Genomic DNA, 20384 nt, shown 5'->3' on the forward strand with positions numbered 1-20384 from the left:
CTTCCGCGCCCGTCAACCGTGCCGTCGGGTCGGGTTCACCCGGTGCAGGCACGGTGGCCCCGTGCGGATCGCCCAGCTTGCCAACTTCGTCGGCTCGACCTCCGGCGGGATGCGGACGGCGATCGAGCATCTCGGACGCGGGTACGTCGACGCCGGCGCCGAGCGCCTGCTGGTGATCCCCGGTCCGGTCGACGCCGTCACCTCGACCCCGCTCGGTGACGTCGTGCAGGTCCGCGCACCCCGGGTCGGCGGCGGCTACCGGCTGATCGTCGAACCCTGGCGGGTCACCGACGTCCTCGAACGGTGGGCGCCGACCAGCGTCGAGTGGAACGACAAGCTCACGCTGCTGCCCGTGGCCTGGTGGGCGCGGCGCAACGGGGTCCGGTCCGTCCTGCTCTCCCACGAGCGGATGGGCGACATGTTCGCGATGCGCTCCGGCCTCGACACCACCTCGAAGGTGTCGATCGGCCTGCTGAACCGTCTGCTGGTGCGCAGCTTCGACACCGTCGTGGTCACCTCGCGCTACGCCGAGGACGAGTTCCGGTCCGTGGCCGCAGCAGCCGGATGCCCCGTCGAGCGGGTGCCGCTGGGCGTGGACCTCGCGACCTTCCGCCCGCTGGCCCACCGCCCGTCCGGCGACGGCGTGCTGCGACTGGCCCACGCCGGTCGGCTGTCCCGGGAGAAGTCACCCCACCTCGCCGTCGCGACCGCCGTCGAGCTGCACCGTCGCGGCGTCCCGGTCCGCCTCGACGTGTACGGCGACGGCCCGCACCGCGACGAGCTCGAGGACCTGGCCGGGACCGCACCCGTCCACTTCCACGGGTACGTCGACGGCCGTGCTGCGCTGCGGGACCGACTCGCCGCCGCCGACATCTCGCTGTCGGTCTGCCCCGGGGAGACGTTCGGACTGGCGGTCCTGGAGGCGCTCGCGTGCGGCACTCCGGTCGTGACCGCCGATCGAGGCGGCGCGCGCGAGCTCGTCGACCGCTCCTGCGGGGCATGGGCGCCGGCCGAGCCCACAGCACTCGCCGACGCCGTGCTCCGGCTCGCGGACCGCCCTGCGGCTCCGGTGCGTGGGGCTGCGCGGCGCCGCGCGGAGCAGTTCACCTGGGACCGGACCGTGGCGCGGATGCTCTCGCTGCACGCGGGTCGGCGGGTCGGCGTACTCACCGCCTGAGCGCACTTGTAACTACGTGTTCGTGTCGCGAAACCTGTGTCACAGCACCCGGGTAGGTGTCCGAGCACCCGGGTAGTTGACCACCGGGCCTCAGGCGCTGCGTCGGTCGCCGTACTGCCGCCGGATCCGTTCCGCCTCCCGAGCCATCTCCTCCGGCAGCATCGGACCGAACCGGGCGATCGCCTCGGCGTGGTCCCGCTGGACCCGGGCGATCGCCTCTGCGCGACGTCGGCCCCAGTGGTCCTCCCACACCAACCGGGTCACGACGAAGCGCCGGTCGGCGACGGCCCGCTCCCGCAGCTTCTCCTCGAAGACCGTGCGCCGGGGATCTTCCGAGAGACCGCCCCGATCGACGGGGGTGTACTTCACCTCGCCGTCAGATTCGATGACCTGGTTCCCGACGCGGATGTCGCACCACGCAATGCCCCGCTCCGTCCGCATCGGGAACTGGGTCTCGGGCTCACCGACACCAGCCTCGATCACCAGCTCCCTGGCAAGCGACTCGAGCACGCTCTCCGCGCCGGGGTCGGCGACCGCCACCGCACGCTGGGCAGCTCGTCGGCCGGGCCAGCAGACCATGACCTCCAGCGCCGCCTCGAGCTCCTGCCTGCTGACACCACGCCGCATCACCGCATCACAGGCGACCAGCCCGTGCCTGAGGCCGTGCTCCCGACCCATGTCGACGGCCGTACGAGCGAGGTCGAGGGCCTTCGTGCCCTCCACGTCGACCACCTGGTCCGGGTCGAAACGGGCGAGATGGTGCTTGATCCCGTACTCCGTCCACGCGTTCGTCCACCCGGGGCGGGTCAGGTGGGAGAGAGGCACGTCCGGACGGAGGACCGGGATCCTCTGGAGATGACAGGACGAGTCGTGGCTGAGCACCCACCCGCGACGAGCGGCGAGGCCGCAGGCACGGGCAACAAGCAGCGGTCTGCCGACGTGCTGGTCGAGCGCGTTCCAGATCTCCGTCGTCGTGTAGATGCCTCGGCGCAAGACCCTCCACCGGGGTTCGTCCTCGCCGCGCCGACGATGGAGGTACGCGCGGATCTCGCCCGGCCCGACGCCGAGATCGAGTGCTTGGGCTCGGGTGATCAAACCGCCGTTGGCCGCCAGTGCGGCGAGGACTCGAGGGTGCATGGTGAAGACGCTGCCGCCGTACGACGGTCGCCAACCATGGCCTCTCGTGGCCTGTGGAAAACCGTCGTCAGCAGTCGCCTCGGGACGGTGGGCGCCGGCCACCTACCCGGGTGCTGTGGTACCCACCCGGGCGCTGTGACGCAGGTTTTCGAGCATGAACACATAGTTACAAGCGTTCGAGCGCGCCGGCGGGCGGGGCCAGCGGCGCCACGATGCGGGCCAGGCTCTCGCGTGCACTCCGGGTCAGCAGCAGCACCGGCAGCAGCAGTGCGACGGTCATGCAGCCGAGCACGATCGCGTAGTAGGCGCCGTGCAGCGAGGAGTCGAGGGGCGCGACCAGGCCCAGGAGCAGGGACAGGCCGATCAGGGCGCCCATCGCATGGCGGCGCAGGCGGAGCGTCGCGACGAAGGGCGGCAGCATCAGGAAGTACCACAGGTGCACCACTGGCGAGAGCAGCACGAACGCGGCGGTGGCGGCCGCGACGCCGGCGAGTGCCGTCGTACGTGAACCGGTGCGCCAGCGCAGGGCGACCCAGGCGCCGGTGCCCAGCGCCGCCACCAGGCCGAGGGCGCGGACCACGTCACGGAAGAAGGCCGGGCCGGTGTCGACGCCGAGGTGGAGCGCGAAGAAGTCGAGGACGCCTCCGACGAGGGTCGTCGCGGAGAGCGGGGTGTTGACCTCGCCGGGGACCGTGAGCGCGTTCAGCCAGCCGTTGCCCAGGCCGGTGAGGACCCCGAGGCCGAGCAGGGTGCCGACGGACACAGCACCCACCGCGGTCAACCGTCGCAGGCGGGCGGCCACGGTGGCACCGACGGGCAGGGCCACCAGCGCGATGCCGACGCACACCAGTCCGCCCGGCACCTTCACCCCCGCGGCAACGCCGGCCAGCGCCGCGCCCCAGACCCAGCCTCGCTCGACCGCGACGACGAGAGCGGCGGCCATCAGACCGACCATGAGCAGGTCGTTGTGCAGGCCGGCGACGCCGTTGGCCATCATCAGCGGCGAGACGAGGACGATCGCTGAGGCGACGGCCGGGTTGGCACCGGACCACGCGGCCAGGCGGGGCACCGCCCAGGCGAGCAGCACCAGACCCACCAGGGCGAAGCCCCGGTGGGCGATCACAAGGAGCCACGGGTTGCCCGTCGTCCCCGCGACCACCGCGCCGAAGGCGACCGGGACGGGGCCGTACGGCGTCGCGGTGTCCCACCACAGGGGATCGACCGCCTGCACGATCGGCGGTGCGGTGAGCCAGGTGGGCAGCGGGAGGAAGTTGTCGGGGGCGAGTGCCCCCGGCCCCCAGTCGTACGGCGACAGGCCGACCCGGGCGAGCATCCCCTGCGCGGCATAGGACCAGCCGTCCCGCGAGAACAGCGGCGGGGCGAGCACGAGCGGGGCGCACCACACGGCCGCGGCGAACCTGACGAGCGCGACACCCTCCTCGGCGTCCCCGGTCTGGCGGTCGCCGACGGCGACGGTGCGGCAGAGCTGAAGCCAGGCGCTCGCGAGGAGGCCGAGACCGACCAGGACGACGACCAGTCCGGCCATCCGACCGACCTCGTGGGCGCGCACCGCACCGAGGACGGCGAGCTTCAGGACAGGGGTCGACGGGGGCAGGGTGGCCGTGAGCAGGCCACCCAGGAGGACGAGCATCCCGCCCACCAGTCCGCGTGTGATCACGAGCGGACCGTAGGGACCGGGGGCATCGGCAGGTTGAACGCTCGGGCAACGCCACGGGTGCGATGTCCTAAGGTTCGTCCATGGGTCTGCTGACGCCTCTGGCCGTGAAGATCGGATCCCGACCGTGGATGCCGAAACTGCTCCCCCAGATCACCTGGACCGACACGCACCTGCAGAAGGTCACGGGCGGGCGGCTGAGCCTGCTGGACATCGCCGGGCTGCCGAGCCTGATGCTCACCGTGAAGGGCCGCAAGACGGGCGTACCGCGGAGCACTCCGCTGCTGTGCGTGCCGTGGCAGGGAGGGTGGCTGATCGCCGGTTCCCACTTCGGCGCGCCGAAGCCGCCGGTCTGGACGTTCAACCTCCGGGCGGCCGACACGGTCGAGGTGCGCTACCGCCGTCGGGTGCAGACCTGTGGGTGGCGCGAGCTCACCGACGCCGAGAAGGACGCAGCCTGGGCGCACATGGTCACGGTGTGGCCGAACTACCGGAAGTACACCGAGTGGACCGACCGCGTCATCCCAGTGTTTCTGCTGACACCCGCCTGAGGCCAGCCTTGCTTTAGCCTGTCCGGGTGAGGGTAGGCACAGCAAACCCACAGGTCGGGGGGACCTTCACCCTCGACCTCGTGCGCCACGGCGGACGCGCCGCACTGCGCACGTCCGCCGGCGTCCTCACGCACGCAGAGCTGGACCGGCGCGTGACCGACGCGCGGGCGGCCCTGGCCGACTGCACCGACGGGGCCCGCCAGCTGGTCCGGCTGCGCCCCGCGTCGAGCGTCGAGTTCGTCGTGGCCTGGCTGGCAGCGCTGTCCGGCGGGCACGCCACCCTGCTCACCCACGACGCGGGTCTCGCAGCCGCCTACGGCAGCTCGCTCGAGTACGACGTCGACGGCTGGCGTCCGACCGGCGCGCCGGTCCCGGAGCTCCACCCGGACCTCAGGCTCCTGCTCAGCACGTCGGGCTCGACCGGATCACCCAAGCTGGTGCGGCTCTCGGAGGCCAATCTCACCTCGAACGCGGCCGCCATCGCGTCGTACCTCGGGCTCACGCCGGACGACGTCGCGCTGACCACCCTCCCCCTCGACTACTGCTACGGCCTGTCGGTGCTGCACAGCCACCTGGCCGCCGGCGCCTCGCTGGTGCTCGACGACCGCTCCGTCACGGACCCGGGGCTGTGGGTCGATGCGCGCCACCACGGCGTCACCTCCTTCGCCGGGGTGCCCCACACCTTCGACCTGCTCGGGTCCGCGGGCTGGCCGGAGCTGCCGACCCTGCGTCAGGTCACCCAGGCCGGAGGCCGGATGGCGCCGGAACGGGTGCGCACGCTGGCGGCCCAGGGCGCGGCCGAGGGCTGGGACCTCGTGGTGATGTACGGCCAGACCGAGGCGACCGCGCGGATGGCCTACCTGCCGCCCGACCTGGCCCTCACCCACCCCGCCGCCGTGGGCATCGCGATCCCGGGTGGCACGTTCCGGCTCGATCCCGTCGTCGACGCCGGGCCGGGAGTCGGCGAGCTCGTCTACAGCGGCCCCAACGTCATGCTCGGCTACGCCACGTCACCGGCCGACCTCGCGCTCGGCGCCGAGGTGGTCGAGCTCCGCACCGGCGACCTGGCCCGACTGACCGGGCACGGAGCCGTCGAGCTCGTCGAGATCGTCGGGAGGCGCTCACGCTTCGCCAAGCTGTTCGGCCAGCGGATCGACCTCGACCGGGTGCAGACCCTGCTCGCGCTGGGCGGGTACGACGTCGTGTGCGCCGAGGCGGGTGACGGCGCCCACCTCGTGGTGGCCGTGCCCGGGAACCCCGACCCCCTCGTCCTGGGCGAGATCGCGGCTGCCACGGCCGCGGACACCGGACTCCCCTCCCATGCCGTCCGCGTCGTCCCCGTGGACGAGGTCCCCCGCCTGCCCAACGGCAAGGTCGACCACCGGGCGGTGAGCCGGCTGACGCCCGTCGAGGTGCTGGACGAGGGCTCCCCGTCACGCTCCCTGACCCGGCTCTACGCACGCGTGCTCGGCATCGAGGGCGTCGGCCCGCAGGACTCGTTCGTCACCCTCGGCGGCGACTCCCTGTCCTACGTCGAGCTCTCGCTGCGGCTCGAGCGACGCCTGGGCCGGCTCCCCGAGGACTGGCCGCGGCGCACCATCGACGACCTCGCCCGGATCGACCGGACCGGCGCCGCGAGCTCGCGCTGGGCACGGATCGACACGACGATCGCGCTGCGCGCCGCGGCCATCGTGGCGATCGTCGGCACCCACACCAATCTCTGGGTGCTCTACGGCGGCGCCCACGTCCTGCTCGCCGTCGCCGGCGCCAACTTCGCGCGCTTCCACCTCACCGACGAGGGCTCCCGCGAGCGACTGCGTCGGGTCGGGCGCGCCGCGCTCCGGATCGCCCTCCCGTCGATCCTGTGGATCGGAGCGGTCGCGCTCGTCACCGGCGGACCCCCGTGGCGCAGCGTCCTGCTCCTCAACGACGTGCTCGGGTCCCACCTGTGGTCCGAACCCGCCTGGCACTACTGGTTCATCGAGGTCGTGCTGCTGCTCCTGGTCGGCGTCGGGCTGGCCACCTCCGTGCCCTGGGTGATGGCACTCGAGCGGCGGCACCAGTTCCGCCTCGCCGCAGGACTCACCGCGGCAGCGCTGGTCCCCCGGACCTGGGCCCTCCTGTCGTCGTACGACGGCGACGTGATCCACTCCTCGACCTTCGTGGCCTGGCTGTTCCTGGGTGGGTGGGCTGCCGCGGTCGCCCGGACCCCGGCGCAGCGGCTGGTCGCGACCGCCCTGCTCGTCGCAGGTGCCTGGGGTCTGACCGGCGACCTGGTCCGCGACCTGGTCATCGTGGCCGGCGTGGTCGTCCTCGTGTGGCTGCCGACGGTGCCGTGGCCCCGTGCCCTCGTCGGGCTGACCGGCACCCTGGCCACTGCGTCGCTCCACATCTACCTGACGCACTGGCAGGTCTACCCGCACCTGGAGAACCGCTGGCCGCTCGGCGGCCTGCTCGCCTCCCTCGCGCTCGGCGTCCTCACGTCGTACCTCGTCAACCGGATGCCGACGTGGGCCCGGCTCCTCGACCGGCCGCGACCTCACTACGCTCCGAACCAACTCCACGAGAAGGAAACTCGATGAAGAAGCACCTCCTGCGCGCGGGCCTCGGGCTCGCCGCCATCACGCTCCTCGCCCCGCTCCTCGCCGCCTGCGGCGAGGACGAGCCGAAGCTGGTCATCTACAACGCCCAGCACGAGCCGCTGTTGAAGGCGCTCGCCCCCGAGTTCACCAAGGAGACGGGGATCGAGGTCGAGCTCCGCAACGGCAAGGACCTCGAGCTCTCCAACCAGCTCGTGCAGGAGGGCGACGCCTCGCCCGCCGACGTCTTCCTCACCGAGAACTCCCCCGCGATGTCCCAGGTCGAGGCCGCGGGCCTGTTCCAGGAGCTCCCCTCCGACCTGGTCGCTCCGATCCCCGAGCAGTACCGCCCGCGCAGTGGCCTGTGGACCGGCTTCGTCGCCCGCTCGACCGTCCTCGTCTACAACACCGACGCGATCGAGGAGTCGGAGCTCCCGACGTCGATCCTCGACCTGGCCGAGCCCGAGTGGAAGGACCGCCTGTCGTTCTCGCCCACCGGTGCCGACTTCCAGGCCATCGTGGCGGGCGTCCTCGAACTCGAGGGCGAGGAGGCCACGACGGCGTGGCTCCAGGGCATCAAGGACAACGGCAAGGTGTACGACGGCAACAACCTCGTCCTCGAGGCGGTCGACTCGGGCGAGATCGAGGTCGGCATCGTCTACCACTACTACTGGGAGCGCGACCGCAAGGAGAACGGCGACGTCAGTGACAACAGCGCCCAGCACTACTTCGGCAACCAGGACCCGGGCGCCTTCGTGAGCGTCTCCGGCGCCGGCGTGCTCGCGTCGAGCGACATGAAGGACGAGGCCGAGCAGTTCATCGAGTTCCTGGTGAACACGGCCGGCCAGCAGATCCTCGCCGACAGCTATGCGCTGGAGTACCCCCTCAACCCCGAGGTCGAGCTCGAGGGCGTCACGAAGGCGTTCAGCGACCTGCAGCCGCCCGCCGTCAACGTGTCCGACCTGGACGCCGAGAAGGTCGTCGACCTGATGACCGAGGTCGGCTTCCTCTGATCCTCCGCAACCGAGCACCCGCCCTCCTCCTGGCCGTCGGTCTGGCGATCGGCGCGCTCTCCCTGGTCCCGCTCGGCTACGTCCTCTGGACGACCGCCGAGCTGGGCAGGGGCGAGGCCGTCGACTTCCTGTGGCGACCCCGGATCGGCGAGCTGTTGTGGAACACCGTCCGGCTGCTGGTGCTCGGCGTACTGACGAGTGCCGCGCTCGGTGTCGCAGCGGCCTGGGTCGTCGAGCGCACCGACGTCCCCGGACGCGGCTGGTGGCACGGACTGATGTGCGCACCGCTCGCCGTGCCCGCCTTCGTCAACGGCTTCGGCTGGGTCTCGCTGACCCACGACGTGCAGTCGTACGCCGGCGCGGTGATGGTGGTGACGCTGTCGTACTACCCGCTCGTCTACCTGCCGACCGTCGCCGCGCTCCGCCGGCTGGACCCGGCGGTGGAGGAGGTCGCCACCGCGCTGGGCAAGGGTCCGTGGCAGGTGTTCTTCCGGGTGACCCTCCCCGCGATCAGCCCGGCCGTGCTGGGCGGGGCACTGCTCGTCGGCCTGCACCTGCTCGCCGAGTACGGCGCCCTGCAGCTGCTCAACTACCCGACCCTGACCACGGCGATCCTCCAGCAGTACGCCACCGTCTTCAACGGCCCGGAGGCGACCCTGCTCGCCCTCGTGCTGGTGAGCTTCTGCCTGCTCCTGCTGGGCCTAGAGCTGCTCCTGCGCGGACGGCGTCCCCGCTCGAGGGTCGGCTCCGGGGTGAGCCGCGAGGTCGTGCGGATCTCCCTGGCCCGACGTCGTCCGGTCGTGCTCCTCGGACTGGGCGCCACCGCCGTGCTGGCCCTCGGCGTCCCGGTCGCCAGCCTGACCCGCTGGCTGATCCGCGGGACCTCCGCCGGCCTGGAGACCGGCGAGCTGATGGGCGCGGTCGGTACGACGCTCTCCCTCGCCGTGCTCGGCGGGATCGTCGCCACCGCGGCGGCGGTGCCCGTCGTGTGGCTGGCCGTGCGCCACCGCGGCCTGCTGACCACCACCATCGAGCGCAGTGTCTACACCGCCAGCGCCATGCCGGGCATCGTGATCGCGCTGGCCCTGGTGACCGTCTCGATCCGGGCGGTACCGGACCTCTACCAGACCCTGGCCCTGCTGATCGCGGGCTACCTCATCCTCTTCCTGCCGCGTGCGGTCGTCGCCGTGAGGGGCACCTTCGAGCTCGTCCCGCCCGGGCTCGAGGACGTGGCCCGGAGCCTGGGGTGCAGCGGGACCGAGGTCGCCCGGCGTGTGACCCTGCCGCTCGTGGGGCCGGGCCTGGCCTCCGCCGCAGCACTCGTCGCGCTCGCCGTGTCGACCGAGCTGACCGCCACCCTGCTCCTCGCGCCGCTCGGCACCGAGACCCTCGCGACGCGCTTCTGGTCCGACGCCTCCTCGATCGCCTACGGCGCCGCCGCGCCCTACGCGCTCGCGCTGATCCTCCTCTCCGTCCCGTCCACGTGGCTCCTCGCCCGTCTGAGCATCAGGAGCCGCTGACGTGTCCGCTGCACTGGAGATCCGCGACCTGCAGGCCGGCTACGGCAAGGCCCCCGTGCTGCGCGGGCTGGACCTGACCGTGCCGTCCGGCGTGACCGCCGTGCTCGGCTCCTCGGGCTGCGGCAAGACCACCCTGCTCCGCGCCGTCGCCGGGTTCGTCGAGCCCGACGGCGGATCCATCACCGTCGCCGGCACCGAGGTCGTCGGTGAGGGCCGCACCGTGCCCGCGCGTCGGCGCGGCATCGGCTACGTGCCGCAGGAGGGTGCACTGTTCCCGCACCTCACCGTGGCCCGCAACATCACCTTCGGTCTCCCCCGCTCCGAGCGCCGCACGGCCTCGCAGGTCGTCGCGGACGCGCTCGCGATGGTCGAGCTCGACGCCGCGGTGGCCGAGCGTCACCCCCACCAGCTCTCCGGCGGCCAGCAGCAACGCGTCGCACTCGCCCGGGCCCTCGCACCGCGACCGAGCCTGGTGCTGCTCGACGAGCCCTTCTCCTCCCTCGACGCCGGGCTCCGCGAGGAGACCGGGCGCGCCGTGGTCCGGGCGCTGAAGGCGGCCGGCGCTGCCGCCGTACTCGTGACGCACGACCAGGGCGAAGCGCTCTCCCTCGCCGACCAGGTCGCCGTCATGGTCGCCGGACAGTTCCTCCAGGTCGCGCCGCCGGCCGAGGTCTACCTCAGCCCCGCGGACCCGCGCGTCGCTGCCTTCATCGGCCACGCCTCGATGCTGCCCGGGAGCGTCGGCGCCGACGGTCGCGGCCAGTGCGCGCTCGGTGCGGTGCAGGTGCGGTCCGGGGTGAAGATCTCCGGGGCCGCCCAGTTCGCGGTGCGCTCCGAGCAGCTCCAGATCCGGCCCGGGGCGGGCGAGGGCACGCCCGGCGAGGTGCTCGACGTCAGCTTCTTCGGCCACGACGCCACCATCCGGGTCAGGCTGGACACCGGGGAGCACGTCGCTGCCCGCACGCCCGCTGACAGCGTCCCCCTCCCGGGCGACCGGGTGCAGGTCGCCGTGCTCGGCGAGGTCGTGGCGTTCCCCGCCTGAGCGGACGCGCCGAGCAGTCGCCGGAGTCTGGAAGACTGCGCCCACGATGAAGTTCCTCGATCACGAAGCCGCCCTGGTCACGATGGCCGACAAGATGGCCGAGCTCAAGCCCAGGCTGCGGGGCTGGCTGCATGCCGGCGTCCTGCCGTTCGTGGTCGCCGCCGGTGTCGTCCTGATCGTGCTGTCCCCGACCGCCACCACCAAGATCGGCTCGGCGGTGTTCATCGCCTCGGCGCTGCTGCTGTTCGGCGTCTCGGCGATCTACCACCGCGGCACCTGGCAGCCGGCCATCTGGGCCCTCCTGCGACGGCTCGACCACTCCAACATCTTCGTCCTCATCGCCGGCACCTACACGGCCTTCGCCCTGTTGCTGCTCGACGGCAACCCCCGCACCTGGCTGCTCAGCGGGATCTGGGGCGGCGCACTGCTCGGCGTCGGGTTCCGGGTCTTCTGGACCGGCGCACCGCGCTGGCTCTACACGCCGATCTACATCGGGCTCGGCTGGTTCGCGGTGTTCTTCATCCCCGACTTCATCGAAGGCTCCGACAAGCTCGGCACCCCGATCGCCATCGCCGCACTCGTCCTGGTGGCCGTGGGTGGCGTGCTCTACACGACCGGCGCGGTGATCTACGGCCTGAAGAAGCCGAACCCCAAGCCGGAGTGGTTCGGCTTCCACGAGATCTTCCACACCTTCACGATCGTGGCCTTCCTCGCCCACTACGTCGCGGTGTCGCTGGCGACGTACGCCCTGCGCTGAGCGGGCTCGGTCCCGTGTCCGGCGCAGAAAACGCACTGAACCCCCACCTTGCGGCGGGGGTTCGGCACCAGAACACTCTCTGTCCTGTGGCACGTGCAGGATTCGAACCTACGTAGGCGTTGCCGGCTGATTTACAGTCAGCTCCCTTTGGCCACTCGGGCAACGTGCCAGGTTGTCACCGACCCCGTTCCGCGCCTGTCGGAACGGCCCTGACTTGGACGGTCAGCAACGAGGCGAAACAATAACGCAAGACGTACGTTGCACTGAAACCAGCACCACCCTCCCCGACAGTCTGCGCAGGTGACCACCATGGCCGATTCCTCCTTCGACATCGTCAGCAAGCTCGACCGCCAGGAGGTCGACAACGCCCTCGGGCAGACGGCGCGCGAGATCTCCAACCGGTTCGACTTCAAGGGCACCGGCGCGAGCATCGAGTGGAAGGGCGACGAGGCGATCGAGATCACCGCGTCCGCCGACGATCGCGCCAGCGCCGTGCTCAGCGTCTTCCAGGAGAAGCTGATCAAGCGCAACCAGTCGCTGAAGATCCTCGACGCCGGCGAGCCGCGCCAGTCCGGCCAGGTGTCCAAGATCGACATCGCGCTCAAGGAGGGCATCACCTCCGAGGACGCCAAGAAGATCTCCAAGCTGATCCGCGACGAGGGCCCCAAGGGCGTGAAGGCGCAGATCCAGGGCGACGAGCTGCGGGTGTCCTCCAAGAAGCGCGACGACCTCCAGGCCGTGCAGGCGCTGGTGAAGTCGCAGGAGTTCGAGTTCGCGGTCCAGTTCACGAACTACCGCTGACCGCCTCCGCCCCACCCACCGTGACGTCGCCGACCCCGTGATGACGCTGGACCGTGCGCTCGGCACGGCCGTGGTCGTCGTACTCCTCACCGCGGCGGGACTGATCGGGCTCGCCGTGACGGTGGCGTACGGCGGCGCGGACCGCTCCGGCGGGGCCGAGCAACCTCCCGCGCAGGACGTGGTGCCGACCACGGCGGCCACGGTCGGCGCCGCTGACGGCGCTGCCGGCGCTGATGCCGACGCCGCCCCTCGCGCAACTCCCGACCCGTACCTCCCGGACGCCGCCTGGCTCAGCACCACGGCCACCGCGACCGGGATCCCGGCGCGCGCGCTGGCGGCCTACGCCCGCGCCCACCTCCAGGTCGCAGCCGAGCAGCCCGGCTGCAGGGTCGCGTGGAACACCATCGCGGCCCTCGGTGGCGTCGAGTCGATCCACGGGACCATCCATGGCTCGGTGCTGGGCGAGGACGGCTGGCCGCAGCCCGCGATCCGCGGCCCGGCGCTGGACGGCGGGAAGTTCGGCGCGATCAGGGACACCGACGGCGGCTCGCTCGACGGCGACACCACCTGGGACCGCGCCGTCGGGCCGCTCCAGTTCATCCCGTCCACCTGGGAACGGTGGGCCGCCGACGGCAACGGCGACGGTGCCGCCGACCCGAACCAGATCGACGACGCGGCACTCGCCGCCGGCCGCTACCTCTGCCACAGCGGAGACCTCAGGGTCCCCGACACATGGCGGCGAGCGATCTTCAGCTTCAACCACTCCGACGTCTACGTCGCGGACATCGCTGCACTGGCGAACACCTACGCCCAGCGCGCGGGGTGAGCGGCGGCTGGTCGGCTGGCTCGTCGGCTGGCTGGTCGGCGGGCCCAACTGCGCTGCAACACGCTGTCCACCCGACTACCTGACACCTGCCGTCGTGCGACCCGTGCTGGGACGGCGTGTTGCAGACGGCAACCGCCGCCCAGCAACGCGGACAGCGTGTTGCAGACGGCAACCGCGTCCAGCGACGCGAACAGCGTGTGACAGCCCCGCCCGGCCACGACTCGGGCACGATGACGCCATGAACCCATCGGCAGCCATCGACATCGACGCGCCCCTCGAGCAGGTCTGGGCGATCATGCTCGACACGGAGAGGTACGCCGAGTGGAACCCGTTCGTCGAGCGGGCCGAGACCGCAGTGCCGGCACAGGTGGGCAACCCGATCGTGCTCCACGTCGTGTGGGCCAACGGGTCGAGGACTCGCTCCCCCGAGCGGATCACCGCGCTCGACGGTCCGCGGACCGATCCCGCGACGGGTACGACGACCGCGTTGATGTCCTACGTCTACGAGGGGTTGCCGGCGAAGCTCGGACTGGTGCGGGGGGTGCGCCACCAGCGCCTCACGCAGCAGCCGGGCGGGCCGACGTCGTACGAGACCGTCGAGGAGTTCCGCGGACCGCTCGTGAAGCTCGCCGGACCGGGGCGGGTGGCGGACGGCTTCCGGCGCCACGCGGAAGGCCTCAAGCGGCGGGCGGAGGCGTCTTCGCTGCCGGAGGGATGAGCTCGCTGGAGTGACGCGCGGCCCACAGGGCGAACCCCAGGATCGCCGCGCCGCAGACGATGTCGGTGATCACGTGGGCCTGGCGCCACCAGACCATGTCACCCGCACCGGGCACCGTGTAGTGGGCGATCCCGATCAGGCCCGAGAGCGAGTAGCCGGTCAGCGCGACCGCCGCCGAGGTGATGTGCCGGCGGAACCACAGCAGCATCCCGACGGCACCGAACGCGGTGAACACGAACCACGCGAGGCCCACCACGGCCGCCGACGGCGCCGGGACGGTGGCATCGGGTCCGGGGACCGGGTAGTCGTCGTAGTTGACGTAGTTGTCGACGTAGTGGACCACCGAGACCAGCACCGCGGCGCCGAACAGCCAGCACAGGAAGCGCGTTGCCCGGAGGAAGCTCACGTCCCCACCCTAGTCGCGGGCGGGTCCCCTGCTTGCAACCCGGCGCTCGGACATCCGGCACGTGCTGTCCCCGGTCCGGAGACCGTGGTGGTGAGCCGAACACCGGGTCACGAGCGAGGCGATCAGGCCGAGGCCATCCCGAGCAGCGGCACCGAGGTGGCACCGATCGCCGGTGTGAGCCAGACGCGGGTACCAGCGTCGAGCTCGAGCGAGCGTGCGTGGGTGCGCGACACGACGACGAGCGACGACTCCTCCTGGCCCTCCACGTCCACCGTGAGCCGGACCTCGAAGCCGACCCGCAGCGCCCGCGTGACCACGCCCGCGAGCGCGCCGGCCACGCCGGGGGTCACCGACAGCTCGATGTCGTGCGGCCGCAGACGGATGCCGCCCAGCTGGGTGACGTCGCCGAGGAAGCTCATGACGAAGTCGTTGGCCGGCTCGTCGTACAGCTGGTCCGGCGTGCCGATCTGCTCGATCCGGCCGTCGTTGATGACCACGATCTCGTCGGCGACCTCGAGGGCCTCCTCCTGGTCGTGGGTCACGAAGACCGTGGTCACGTGGACCTCGTCGTGCAGGCGGCGCAGCCAGTCGCGCAGCTCCTTGCGGACCTTCGCGTCGAGCGCGCCGAACGGCTCGTCGAGCAGCAGCACCTTCGGCTCCACCGCCAGCGCACGAGCCAGCGCGAGGCGCTGTCGCTGGCCACCGGAGAGCTGCGAGGGCAGCCGGTGGGCGAACTGCGAGAGGTGCACGAGCTCGAGCAGCTCGGCGACCTTCGCCTTCACCTCGGCCTTGGGCCGCTTGCGGATCTCGAGACCGAAGGCGACGTTCTTGGCCACCGTCATGTGCTTGAACACCGCATAGTGCTGGAACACGAACCCGACGTTGCGCTTCTGCGGCGGCAGCTTCGTCGCGTCCGTTCCCTCGATCTCGACCGAGCCACCGTCGGCGGACTCCAGCCCGGCGATGATGCGCAGCAGCGTGGACTTGCCGCCGCCGCTGGGCCCGAGCAGGGCGGTCAGCTGACCGGTGGGCAGCGAGACGTTGATGTCGTCCAGCGCCACGAAGTCGCCGTACCTCTTGCTGACTCCACGAACTTCGATGCTCATGATTCTTCCTTGCGAATGAGGGACACGACGACGAGGGCGAGCACAGAGGCGAGCACGAGCACGAACGCGGCGGCGTACGCCGTCGGCTCCTCGTAGTTGGTGTACCGGTTCTGGATGAGGATGGTGGCGGTCTCGCCACGGAACTCGGCGCCGGGGCTGACGATCTTCACCGCGCCGAACTCACCGAGCGACCGCGCCATGCTGAGCACGACGCCGTAGATGACCGCCCACTTGATGCTGGGCAGCGTGATCCGGCGGAAGGTCTGCCAGCCGCTGGCACCGAGGCTGCTGGCGGCCATCTCGGCGTCGATGCCGATCTCCTCCAGCACGGGGGCGATCTCGCGGATCACGAGCGGCAGGCTGACGAACGCCGTGGCCATGATCAGGCCGGGCGTCGTACCGATGACGAAGATCCCCACCGACTCCAGCGCCCCACCGAACCAGCCCTGGCCGGTGCTGTAGGCCAGCACGAGGGCAAGGCCGACCACGACCGGCGACACCGACATCGGGAGGTCGATGAGCACCGAGAGGATCCGGCGGCCGGGGAAGCGGTAGCGGGTGATCAGCAGTGAGATGCCCACACCGAAGACGGTGTTGATGAGGACGGCCCAGAAGGCGACGGTGAAGGTCAACCCGAAGGCGTAGCTCACCGACGGGTCCTGCAGCCGCTCCAGGAACGCGCTGAAGCCTCCCTCGGCACCGCGTTCGGTGGGAGCGAAGGTCCGCGAGGTCACCTCCCACAACGGCCAGACGACCAGCACGGAGAGGTAGGTGATCACGAAGAACCGCAGGACGTAGGTGACCGGCCCCTTGCGGGCCCTGATCTGTCGGGTGTCAGCCACGGCGAGCCACCCTTCGCGAGATCAGGTCGAGCAGCACGATGGTGAACACCGCGACGAGCAGCAGGAGGACCGCGACCGCAGCCGCGCCCGCCTGGTTGTCGCCCTCGATGAACTTGAGGATCTTCAGCGACGCGACCTCGGTCTGGTACGGCGTGTTGCCCGAGATCAGCACCAGCGAGCCGAACTCGCTGATCGCGCGGGCGAAGCCGAGGGAGGAACCCGCCGCGATCGCCGGGACGAGGCTCGGCAGGATGATCCGTCGGAAGGTCGTCATCCGCGAGGCGCCCAGGGATGCGGCGGCCTCCTCCACGTCGGCATCCAGCTCGAGCAGCACGGGCTGCACGGTCCGCACCACGAACGGCAGGGTCACGAACAACAGCGCGAGGAAGATGCCCTGACGCGTGTTGACGATGTTGATGCCCACGGGGCTCTCGGGGCCGTACAGGCTGAGCAGCACCAGGCCGGCGACGATCGTCGGCAGTGCGAACGGGATGTCGATGACGACGTCCAGGATCCGCTTGCCGAAGAACTGGTCGCGGACCAGCACCCACGCCACGATCGTGCCGATGATCGCGTTGATCACCGTCACGCCGGCCGCCTCCATGACGGTCAGGCGAAGCGCTGCGAAGGTCTGGGCGTCGGTCAGGGTGCCCCAGAAGGCACCCCATCCGCCGGCCGCTGCCGCCCCGACCACGGCCGCGAGCGGGAGCAGGACCAGGACGCTGAACCACACCAGCGCCAGTCCCAGTCCGATGCGCGAGGCAGGGGTGAGGCCGAAGAGCCCGCTGGGCCGACTCGTCGTGCGAGCCGGCCCAGGGGGTGTGACGAGTGCCTGTGTCACTGCTTGGTTGCTTCGGCGTACAGGTTGTCGAAGCGGAGCTTGACGCCGTCCTTGCCGAACCACTCGGCGGTGACGGCCTTCCAGCCACCCAGCTCCTCGATCGTGTAGAGCTTCTTCGACGGCGCCGGGAACGGCGCGGCGGGGTCATTGGCCCCGTCGACCTCGATGCCCGAGATGTCCAGGCCACCCACGGGACGGAAGCCCTTCTCCACGAACTCGGTCTGGCCCTTGTCGCTGAGGACGAACTCCAGCCAGTCGGAGGCGACCGGGTCGGCGTCCTCCAGGACGGCGCCGGGGTTCTCGATCAGGAACGTGGTGTCGGGAACGATGTAGTCGAGCTCCTCGCCCTTCTGCTTGGCCAGGATGGCCTCGTTCTCGTAGGTGATGAGCACGTTGCCGACGCCCTTCTTGAACGACTCCGTCGCCTCGCGACCGCTGGCGGCCCACGTGGTCACGTTGCTGAAGACGTCCTTGAGGTACTCGTCGGCCTTCGCGTCGTCGTCACCCAGCGAGAGGGCGTGGGTGTAGAGCGCGAGGATGTTCCAGCGCGCGGCGCCGGAGCTGGCGGGGTCGGCGGTGATGACCTTGACGTCGTCGCGGGTCAGGTCTTCCCAGCCCTTGATGCCGAGCGGGTTGCCCTTCTCGACTGCGATCACGGCGACCGAGGAGGAGACGATGCCCTTGTTGGGACCGGTGTTCCAGTCCTCGGCGACCAGGCCGGCGTCGACCAGGCGGGTCACGTCACCCTCGAGGGAGAAGTGGACGTAGTCCACGTCCTTGCCCTTGGTGTCGGCGACCTTGCGGCTCTGCTCGCCCGAGGCGCCGTACGAGCCGGAGAACTTGACGTCCTTGCCCTCGTCGGTCTTCTCGAACTCGGCCGCGATGGCGTCGTTGGCGGCCTCGGGAACGGCGAAGCCGTAGATCCCGATGGTCTGTCCGTCGTCGTCACTGCCGCCGGCGCTGGAGCAGGCGGTCAACGCCAGGGCTCCGGTCATCGCCAGGGCGGCAGCCTTGATCACACGCTTCATGTCATGCACCCATTTCGTTGCTGTCCCACCCCGTGCGCACCCCGCCGAGGCTTAATACGACTGGAATAATACACATTAGAGAGTTACTAGAAATGGATTGAGACAAATCGACGAGCAACGAGACCGAGGTCACAGGGCATCGACAGCGCTCCAGCCCGCCCATCAGGCGGCACCGGATGGGTGCGCGCGAGAGGGGCGTCTATCGTGGAGAGGTCGCCCTGTGCGCACTCGGACCGGCAGAACTGGACAGGTGTCCACCAAAAGTGGAACGCGTTCTAGATTTGGCTCTAGAATCAACCCTGCCGCTCCCACGACGCACGACTGCGGCCGCCCCTGTCGATGAGAGAAGTGGACCGAACGTGAGCCAGACCAAGCAGGTCAAGCAGCTGGACCGGGTGATCATCCGGTTCGCCGGTGACTCCGGTGACGGCATGCAGCTGACAGGTGACCGCTTCACCCAGGAGTCCGCCGTCTTCGGCAACGACCTGGTGACCCTGCCCAACTTCCCCGCCGAGATCCGTGCCCCTCAAGGCACCATCCCGGGAGTCAGCTCGTTCCAGATCCACTTCGCCGACCACGACATCCTGACCGCGGGCGACCGCCCTGACGTGCTGGTCGCGATGAACCCGGCCGCGTTGAAGGCCAACCTGGGCGACCTGCCCAAGGGCGCGACGATCATCGTGGACACCCACGACTTCTCCAAGCGCAACCTCGAGAAGGCCGGCTACTCCTCCAACCCGCTCGACAAGCTCGGCGAGGTCGACGACCTCCTCGCCGGCTTCCAGGTCCAGCCCGTCGACCTGACCGGCATCACCGTCGCCGCCGTCACCGAGTTCGGCCTGTCCCGCAAGGACGCCGCCCGCGCGAAGAACATGTTCGCCCTCGGCCTGCTGTCGTGGATGTACGGCCGCCCGACCGAGCCCACCGTCGAGTTCTTGTCGAAGAAGTTCGCGAAGGTCCCCGACATCCTCGGCGCCAACCTCGCAGCCTTCAAGGCCGGCTGGAACTACGGCGAGACCACCGAGACGTTCGTGGTCCAGTACGAGATCAAGCCCGCCAAGATGGCCTCCGGCACCTACCGCAACATCACCGGCAACCTCGCGCTGTCCTACGGCCTGGTCGCCGCCGGCGTACGCTCCGGCCTGCCGGTCTTCCTCGGGTCCTACCCGATCACCCCGGCCACCGACATCCTCCACGAGCTCAGCAAGCACAAGGGATTCGGTGTCACCACGCTGCAGGCCGAGGACGAGATCGCCGGCATCGGCGCCGCCATTGGCGCCGCGTTCGCCGGCTCGCTCGGCATCACCACCACCTCGGGGCCCGGCATCGCGCTGAAGTCCGAGTCCATCGGCCTGGCCGTGATGACCGAGCTCCCCCTCGTGATCGTCAACGTCCAGCGCGGCGGCCCCTCCACGGGCCTGCCGACCAAGACCGAACAGGCCGACCTGCTCCAGGCGATGTACGGCCGCAACGGCGAGGCACCCGTCCCGATCGTCGCTCCCCAGTCGCCCGGCGACTGCTTCGCAGCGGCGGTCGAAGCCGCGCGGATCGCGATCACCTACCGCACCCCCGTGATGCTGCTCTCCGACGGCTACCTCGCCAACGGCTCCGAGCCCTGGGCGATCCCCGACGTCGAGGACCTCCCCCTGATCGACCCGAACTTCGCCACCGAGCCCAACCACGAGCTCGTCGGCCCCGACGGGGAGGTCACCGGCAAGGACTACTGGCCCTACCTGCGCGACGCCGACACCTTCGCCCGCCCCTGGGCCGTCCCCGGCACCGCAGGCCTCGAGCACCGCATCGGTGGGCTCGAGAAGGGCGAGGGCCACGGCAACATCTCCTACGAGCCCGCCAACCACGACAAGATGGTCCGCACCCGCGCCGAGAAGATCCAGCGGATCGCCGACTCCCTGCCCCCGCTCCAGGTCGACGACCCGTCCGAGGCGGCGAAGGTCCTGGTCATCGGCTGGGGCTCGACCTACGGCCCGATCGGTGCCGCGTGCCGCCGCGTACGCCGCGCCGGGTACGACGTCGCGCAGGTCCACCTGCGCCACCTCAACCCGTTCCCCAAGGACCTCGGCGACATCCTGCGCCGCTACGACAAGGTCCTGGTCCCCGAGATGAACCTCGGCCAGCTCTCCAAGATGCTGCGCGCCGAGTACCTCGTCGACGCCCAGGGCTACAACCACGTCTACGGCCTGCCCCTCAAGGCCGCCGAGCTCGCCGAAGCCATCGGCGTGCTCGTCGGCGAGACCGAGGGCCGCGAGGTCAACCTCGGCGAGCACGGACTCAATCTCCCCGCCGACCATGAACAGAACCCCGTGGAGGCATCGAAGTGACCACCATCGACCTGACCACCCCCGCG

18 protein-coding genes and 1 tRNA gene are annotated in these 20384 nt (G+C 70.6%); 11 read left to right on the top strand and 8 right to left on the bottom strand.

The annotated features are described in order from the left end of the window. Positions 1-61 precede the first annotated feature (61 nt). Entirely contained in the window at positions 62-1177 is a 1116-nt protein-coding gene (locus tag ASE01_RS01545) for a glycosyltransferase (protein ID WP_082605710.1), read from the top strand. A 90-nt stretch (positions 1178-1267) separates the two neighbouring features. Here the strand turns inward: ASE01_RS01545 and ASE01_RS01550 are convergent, their stop codons facing one another. Next, positions 1268-2314 (bottom strand): hypothetical protein, encoded by a 1047-nt coding sequence (locus ASE01_RS01550; protein ID WP_056748106.1) that lies wholly within the window; start codon positions 2312-2314, stop codon positions 1268-1270. Between the two features lie 166 nt (positions 2315-2480). Continuing rightward, positions 2481-3992 (bottom strand): polyprenol phosphomannose-dependent alpha 1,6 mannosyltransferase MptB, encoded by a 1512-nt coding sequence (gene mptB, locus ASE01_RS01555; RefSeq protein WP_157537035.1) that lies wholly within the window; start codon positions 3990-3992, stop codon positions 2481-2483. 80 nt (positions 3993-4072) lie between these two features. On the opposite strand from mptB, the gene ASE01_RS01560 reads away from it, so the two are divergent. From ASE01_RS01560 to trhA, 6 genes are all read left to right on the top strand, one after another. Next, positions 4073-4540, top strand: coding sequence for a nitroreductase family deazaflavin-dependent oxidoreductase (locus tag ASE01_RS01560; protein WP_056748109.1), 468 nt, complete (start codon positions 4073-4075; stop codon positions 4538-4540). Positions 4541-4566: 26 nt separating this feature from the next. Then, positions 4567-7122 (top strand): AMP-binding protein, encoded by a 2556-nt coding sequence (locus ASE01_RS01565; protein ID WP_082605711.1) that lies wholly within the window; start codon positions 4567-4569, stop codon positions 7120-7122. Then, positions 7119-8132, top strand: coding sequence for an iron ABC transporter substrate-binding protein (locus tag ASE01_RS01570; RefSeq protein ID WP_056748115.1), 1014 nt, complete (start codon positions 7119-7121; stop codon positions 8130-8132). The genes ASE01_RS01565 and ASE01_RS01570 overlap by 4 nt, the downstream gene beginning before the upstream one ends. Before the next feature lie 155 nt (positions 8133-8287). Then, positions 8288-9652 carry an ABC transporter permease gene (locus tag ASE01_RS01575; protein ID WP_235535824.1) on the top strand — a complete coding sequence of 455 codons (1365 nt, stop codon included), beginning with the start codon at positions 8288-8290 and terminating at the stop codon, positions 9650-9652. A 1-nt stretch (position 9653) separates the two neighbouring features. After that, a complete protein-coding gene (locus ASE01_RS01580; RefSeq protein WP_056748119.1) occupies positions 9654-10694 on the top strand; it encodes an ABC transporter ATP-binding protein in 1041 nt (346 codons plus the stop codon). A 46-nt stretch (positions 10695-10740) separates the two neighbouring features. Further along, positions 10741-11451 carry a PAQR family membrane homeostasis protein TrhA gene (gene trhA / locus ASE01_RS01585; RefSeq protein ID WP_056748120.1) on the top strand — a complete coding sequence of 237 codons (711 nt, stop codon included), beginning with the start codon at positions 10741-10743 and terminating at the stop codon, positions 11449-11451. 87 nt (positions 11452-11538) lie between these two features. Here trhA and ASE01_RS01590 read toward each other — a convergent pair. Then, positions 11539-11620 (bottom strand) — tRNA-Tyr (locus ASE01_RS01590). 140 nt (positions 11621-11760) lie between these two features. Here ASE01_RS01590 and ASE01_RS01595 point away from each other — a divergent pair. From ASE01_RS01595 to ASE01_RS01605, 3 genes are all read left to right on the top strand, one after another. Further along, positions 11761-12252 (top strand): YajQ family cyclic di-GMP-binding protein, encoded by a 492-nt coding sequence (locus tag ASE01_RS01595; RefSeq protein ID WP_056748122.1) that lies wholly within the window; start codon positions 11761-11763, stop codon positions 12250-12252. A 40-nt stretch (positions 12253-12292) separates the two neighbouring features. Next, positions 12293-13078, top strand: a complete 786-nt coding sequence (locus ASE01_RS01600; protein ID WP_056748123.1) for a lytic transglycosylase domain-containing protein — start codon at positions 12293-12295, stop codon at positions 13076-13078. Positions 13079-13316: 238 nt separating this feature from the next. Next, positions 13317-13796 (top strand): SRPBCC domain-containing protein, encoded by a 480-nt coding sequence (locus ASE01_RS01605; protein ID WP_056748125.1) that lies wholly within the window; start codon positions 13317-13319, stop codon positions 13794-13796. Here the strand turns inward: ASE01_RS01605 and ASE01_RS01610 are convergent. From ASE01_RS01610 to ASE01_RS01630, 5 genes are all read right to left on the bottom strand, one after another. Then, a complete protein-coding gene (locus tag ASE01_RS01610; RefSeq protein ID WP_056748126.1) occupies positions 13756-14202 on the bottom strand; it encodes a hypothetical protein in 447 nt (148 codons plus the stop codon). The two genes, ASE01_RS01605 and ASE01_RS01610, sit on opposite strands and share 41 nt — an antisense overlap. Positions 14203-14324: 122 nt before the next feature. After that, positions 14325-15308, bottom strand: coding sequence for a sulfate/molybdate ABC transporter ATP-binding protein (locus tag ASE01_RS01615; RefSeq protein WP_056748129.1), 984 nt, complete (start codon positions 15306-15308; stop codon positions 14325-14327). Beyond that, a complete protein-coding gene (locus tag ASE01_RS01620; protein WP_056748132.1) occupies positions 15305-16150 on the bottom strand; it encodes a sulfate ABC transporter permease in 846 nt (281 codons plus the stop codon). The genes ASE01_RS01615 and ASE01_RS01620 overlap by 4 nt, the downstream gene beginning before the upstream one ends. Further along, positions 16143-16991: a sulfate ABC transporter permease subunit CysT gene (cysT, locus tag ASE01_RS01625; RefSeq protein WP_082605712.1), complete on the bottom strand. Its 849-nt coding sequence runs from the start codon at positions 16989-16991 to the stop codon at positions 16143-16145. The genes ASE01_RS01620 and cysT overlap by 8 nt, the downstream gene beginning before the upstream one ends. After that, positions 16988-18019, bottom strand: a complete 1032-nt coding sequence (locus ASE01_RS01630) for an extracellular solute-binding protein (RefSeq protein ID WP_056748134.1) — start codon at positions 18017-18019, stop codon at positions 16988-16990. Before ASE01_RS01630 ends, cysT begins: the two co-directional genes overlap by 4 nt. Before the next feature lie 359 nt (positions 18020-18378). On the opposite strand from ASE01_RS01630, the gene ASE01_RS01635 reads away from it, so the two are divergent. After that, positions 18379-20358: a 2-oxoacid:acceptor oxidoreductase subunit alpha gene (locus ASE01_RS01635; RefSeq protein ID WP_056748136.1), complete on the top strand. Its 1980-nt coding sequence runs from the start codon at positions 18379-18381 to the stop codon at positions 20356-20358. Positions 20359-20384: the final 26 nt, after the last annotated feature.

The organism is Nocardioides sp. Root190 (assembly GCF_001428565.1).
Lineage (GTDB): Bacteria > Actinomycetota > Actinomycetes > Propionibacteriales > Nocardioidaceae > Nocardioides.

Bases quoted from the DNA above. Each gene is read 5' to 3' on its own strand.
- ASE01_RS01550 (WP_056748106.1), bottom strand. From the start codon at position 2,314: ATGCACCCTCGAGTCCTCGCCGCACTGGCGGCCAACGGCGGTTTGATC.
- ASE01_RS01560 (WP_056748109.1), top strand. From the start codon at position 4,073: ATGGGTCTGCTGACGCCTCTGGCCGTGAAGATCGGATCCCGACCGTGG.
- ASE01_RS01570 (WP_056748115.1), top strand. From the start codon at position 7,119: ATGAAGAAGCACCTCCTGCGCGCGGGCCTCGGGCTCGCCGCCATCACG.
- trhA (WP_056748120.1), top strand. From the start codon at position 10,741: ATGAAGTTCCTCGATCACGAAGCCGCCCTGGTCACGATGGCCGACAAG.
- ASE01_RS01595 (WP_056748122.1), top strand. From the start codon at position 11,761: ATGGCCGATTCCTCCTTCGACATCGTCAGCAAGCTCGACCGCCAGGAG.
- ASE01_RS01600 (WP_056748123.1), top strand. From the start codon at position 12,293: ATGACGCTGGACCGTGCGCTCGGCACGGCCGTGGTCGTCGTACTCCTC.
- ASE01_RS01605 (WP_056748125.1), top strand. From the start codon at position 13,317: ATGAACCCATCGGCAGCCATCGACATCGACGCGCCCCTCGAGCAGGTC.
- ASE01_RS01615 (WP_056748129.1), bottom strand. From the start codon at position 15,308: ATGAGCATCGAAGTTCGTGGAGTCAGCAAGAGGTACGGCGACTTCGTG.
- ASE01_RS01630 (WP_056748134.1), bottom strand. From the start codon at position 18,019: ATGAAGCGTGTGATCAAGGCTGCCGCCCTGGCGATGACCGGAGCCCTG.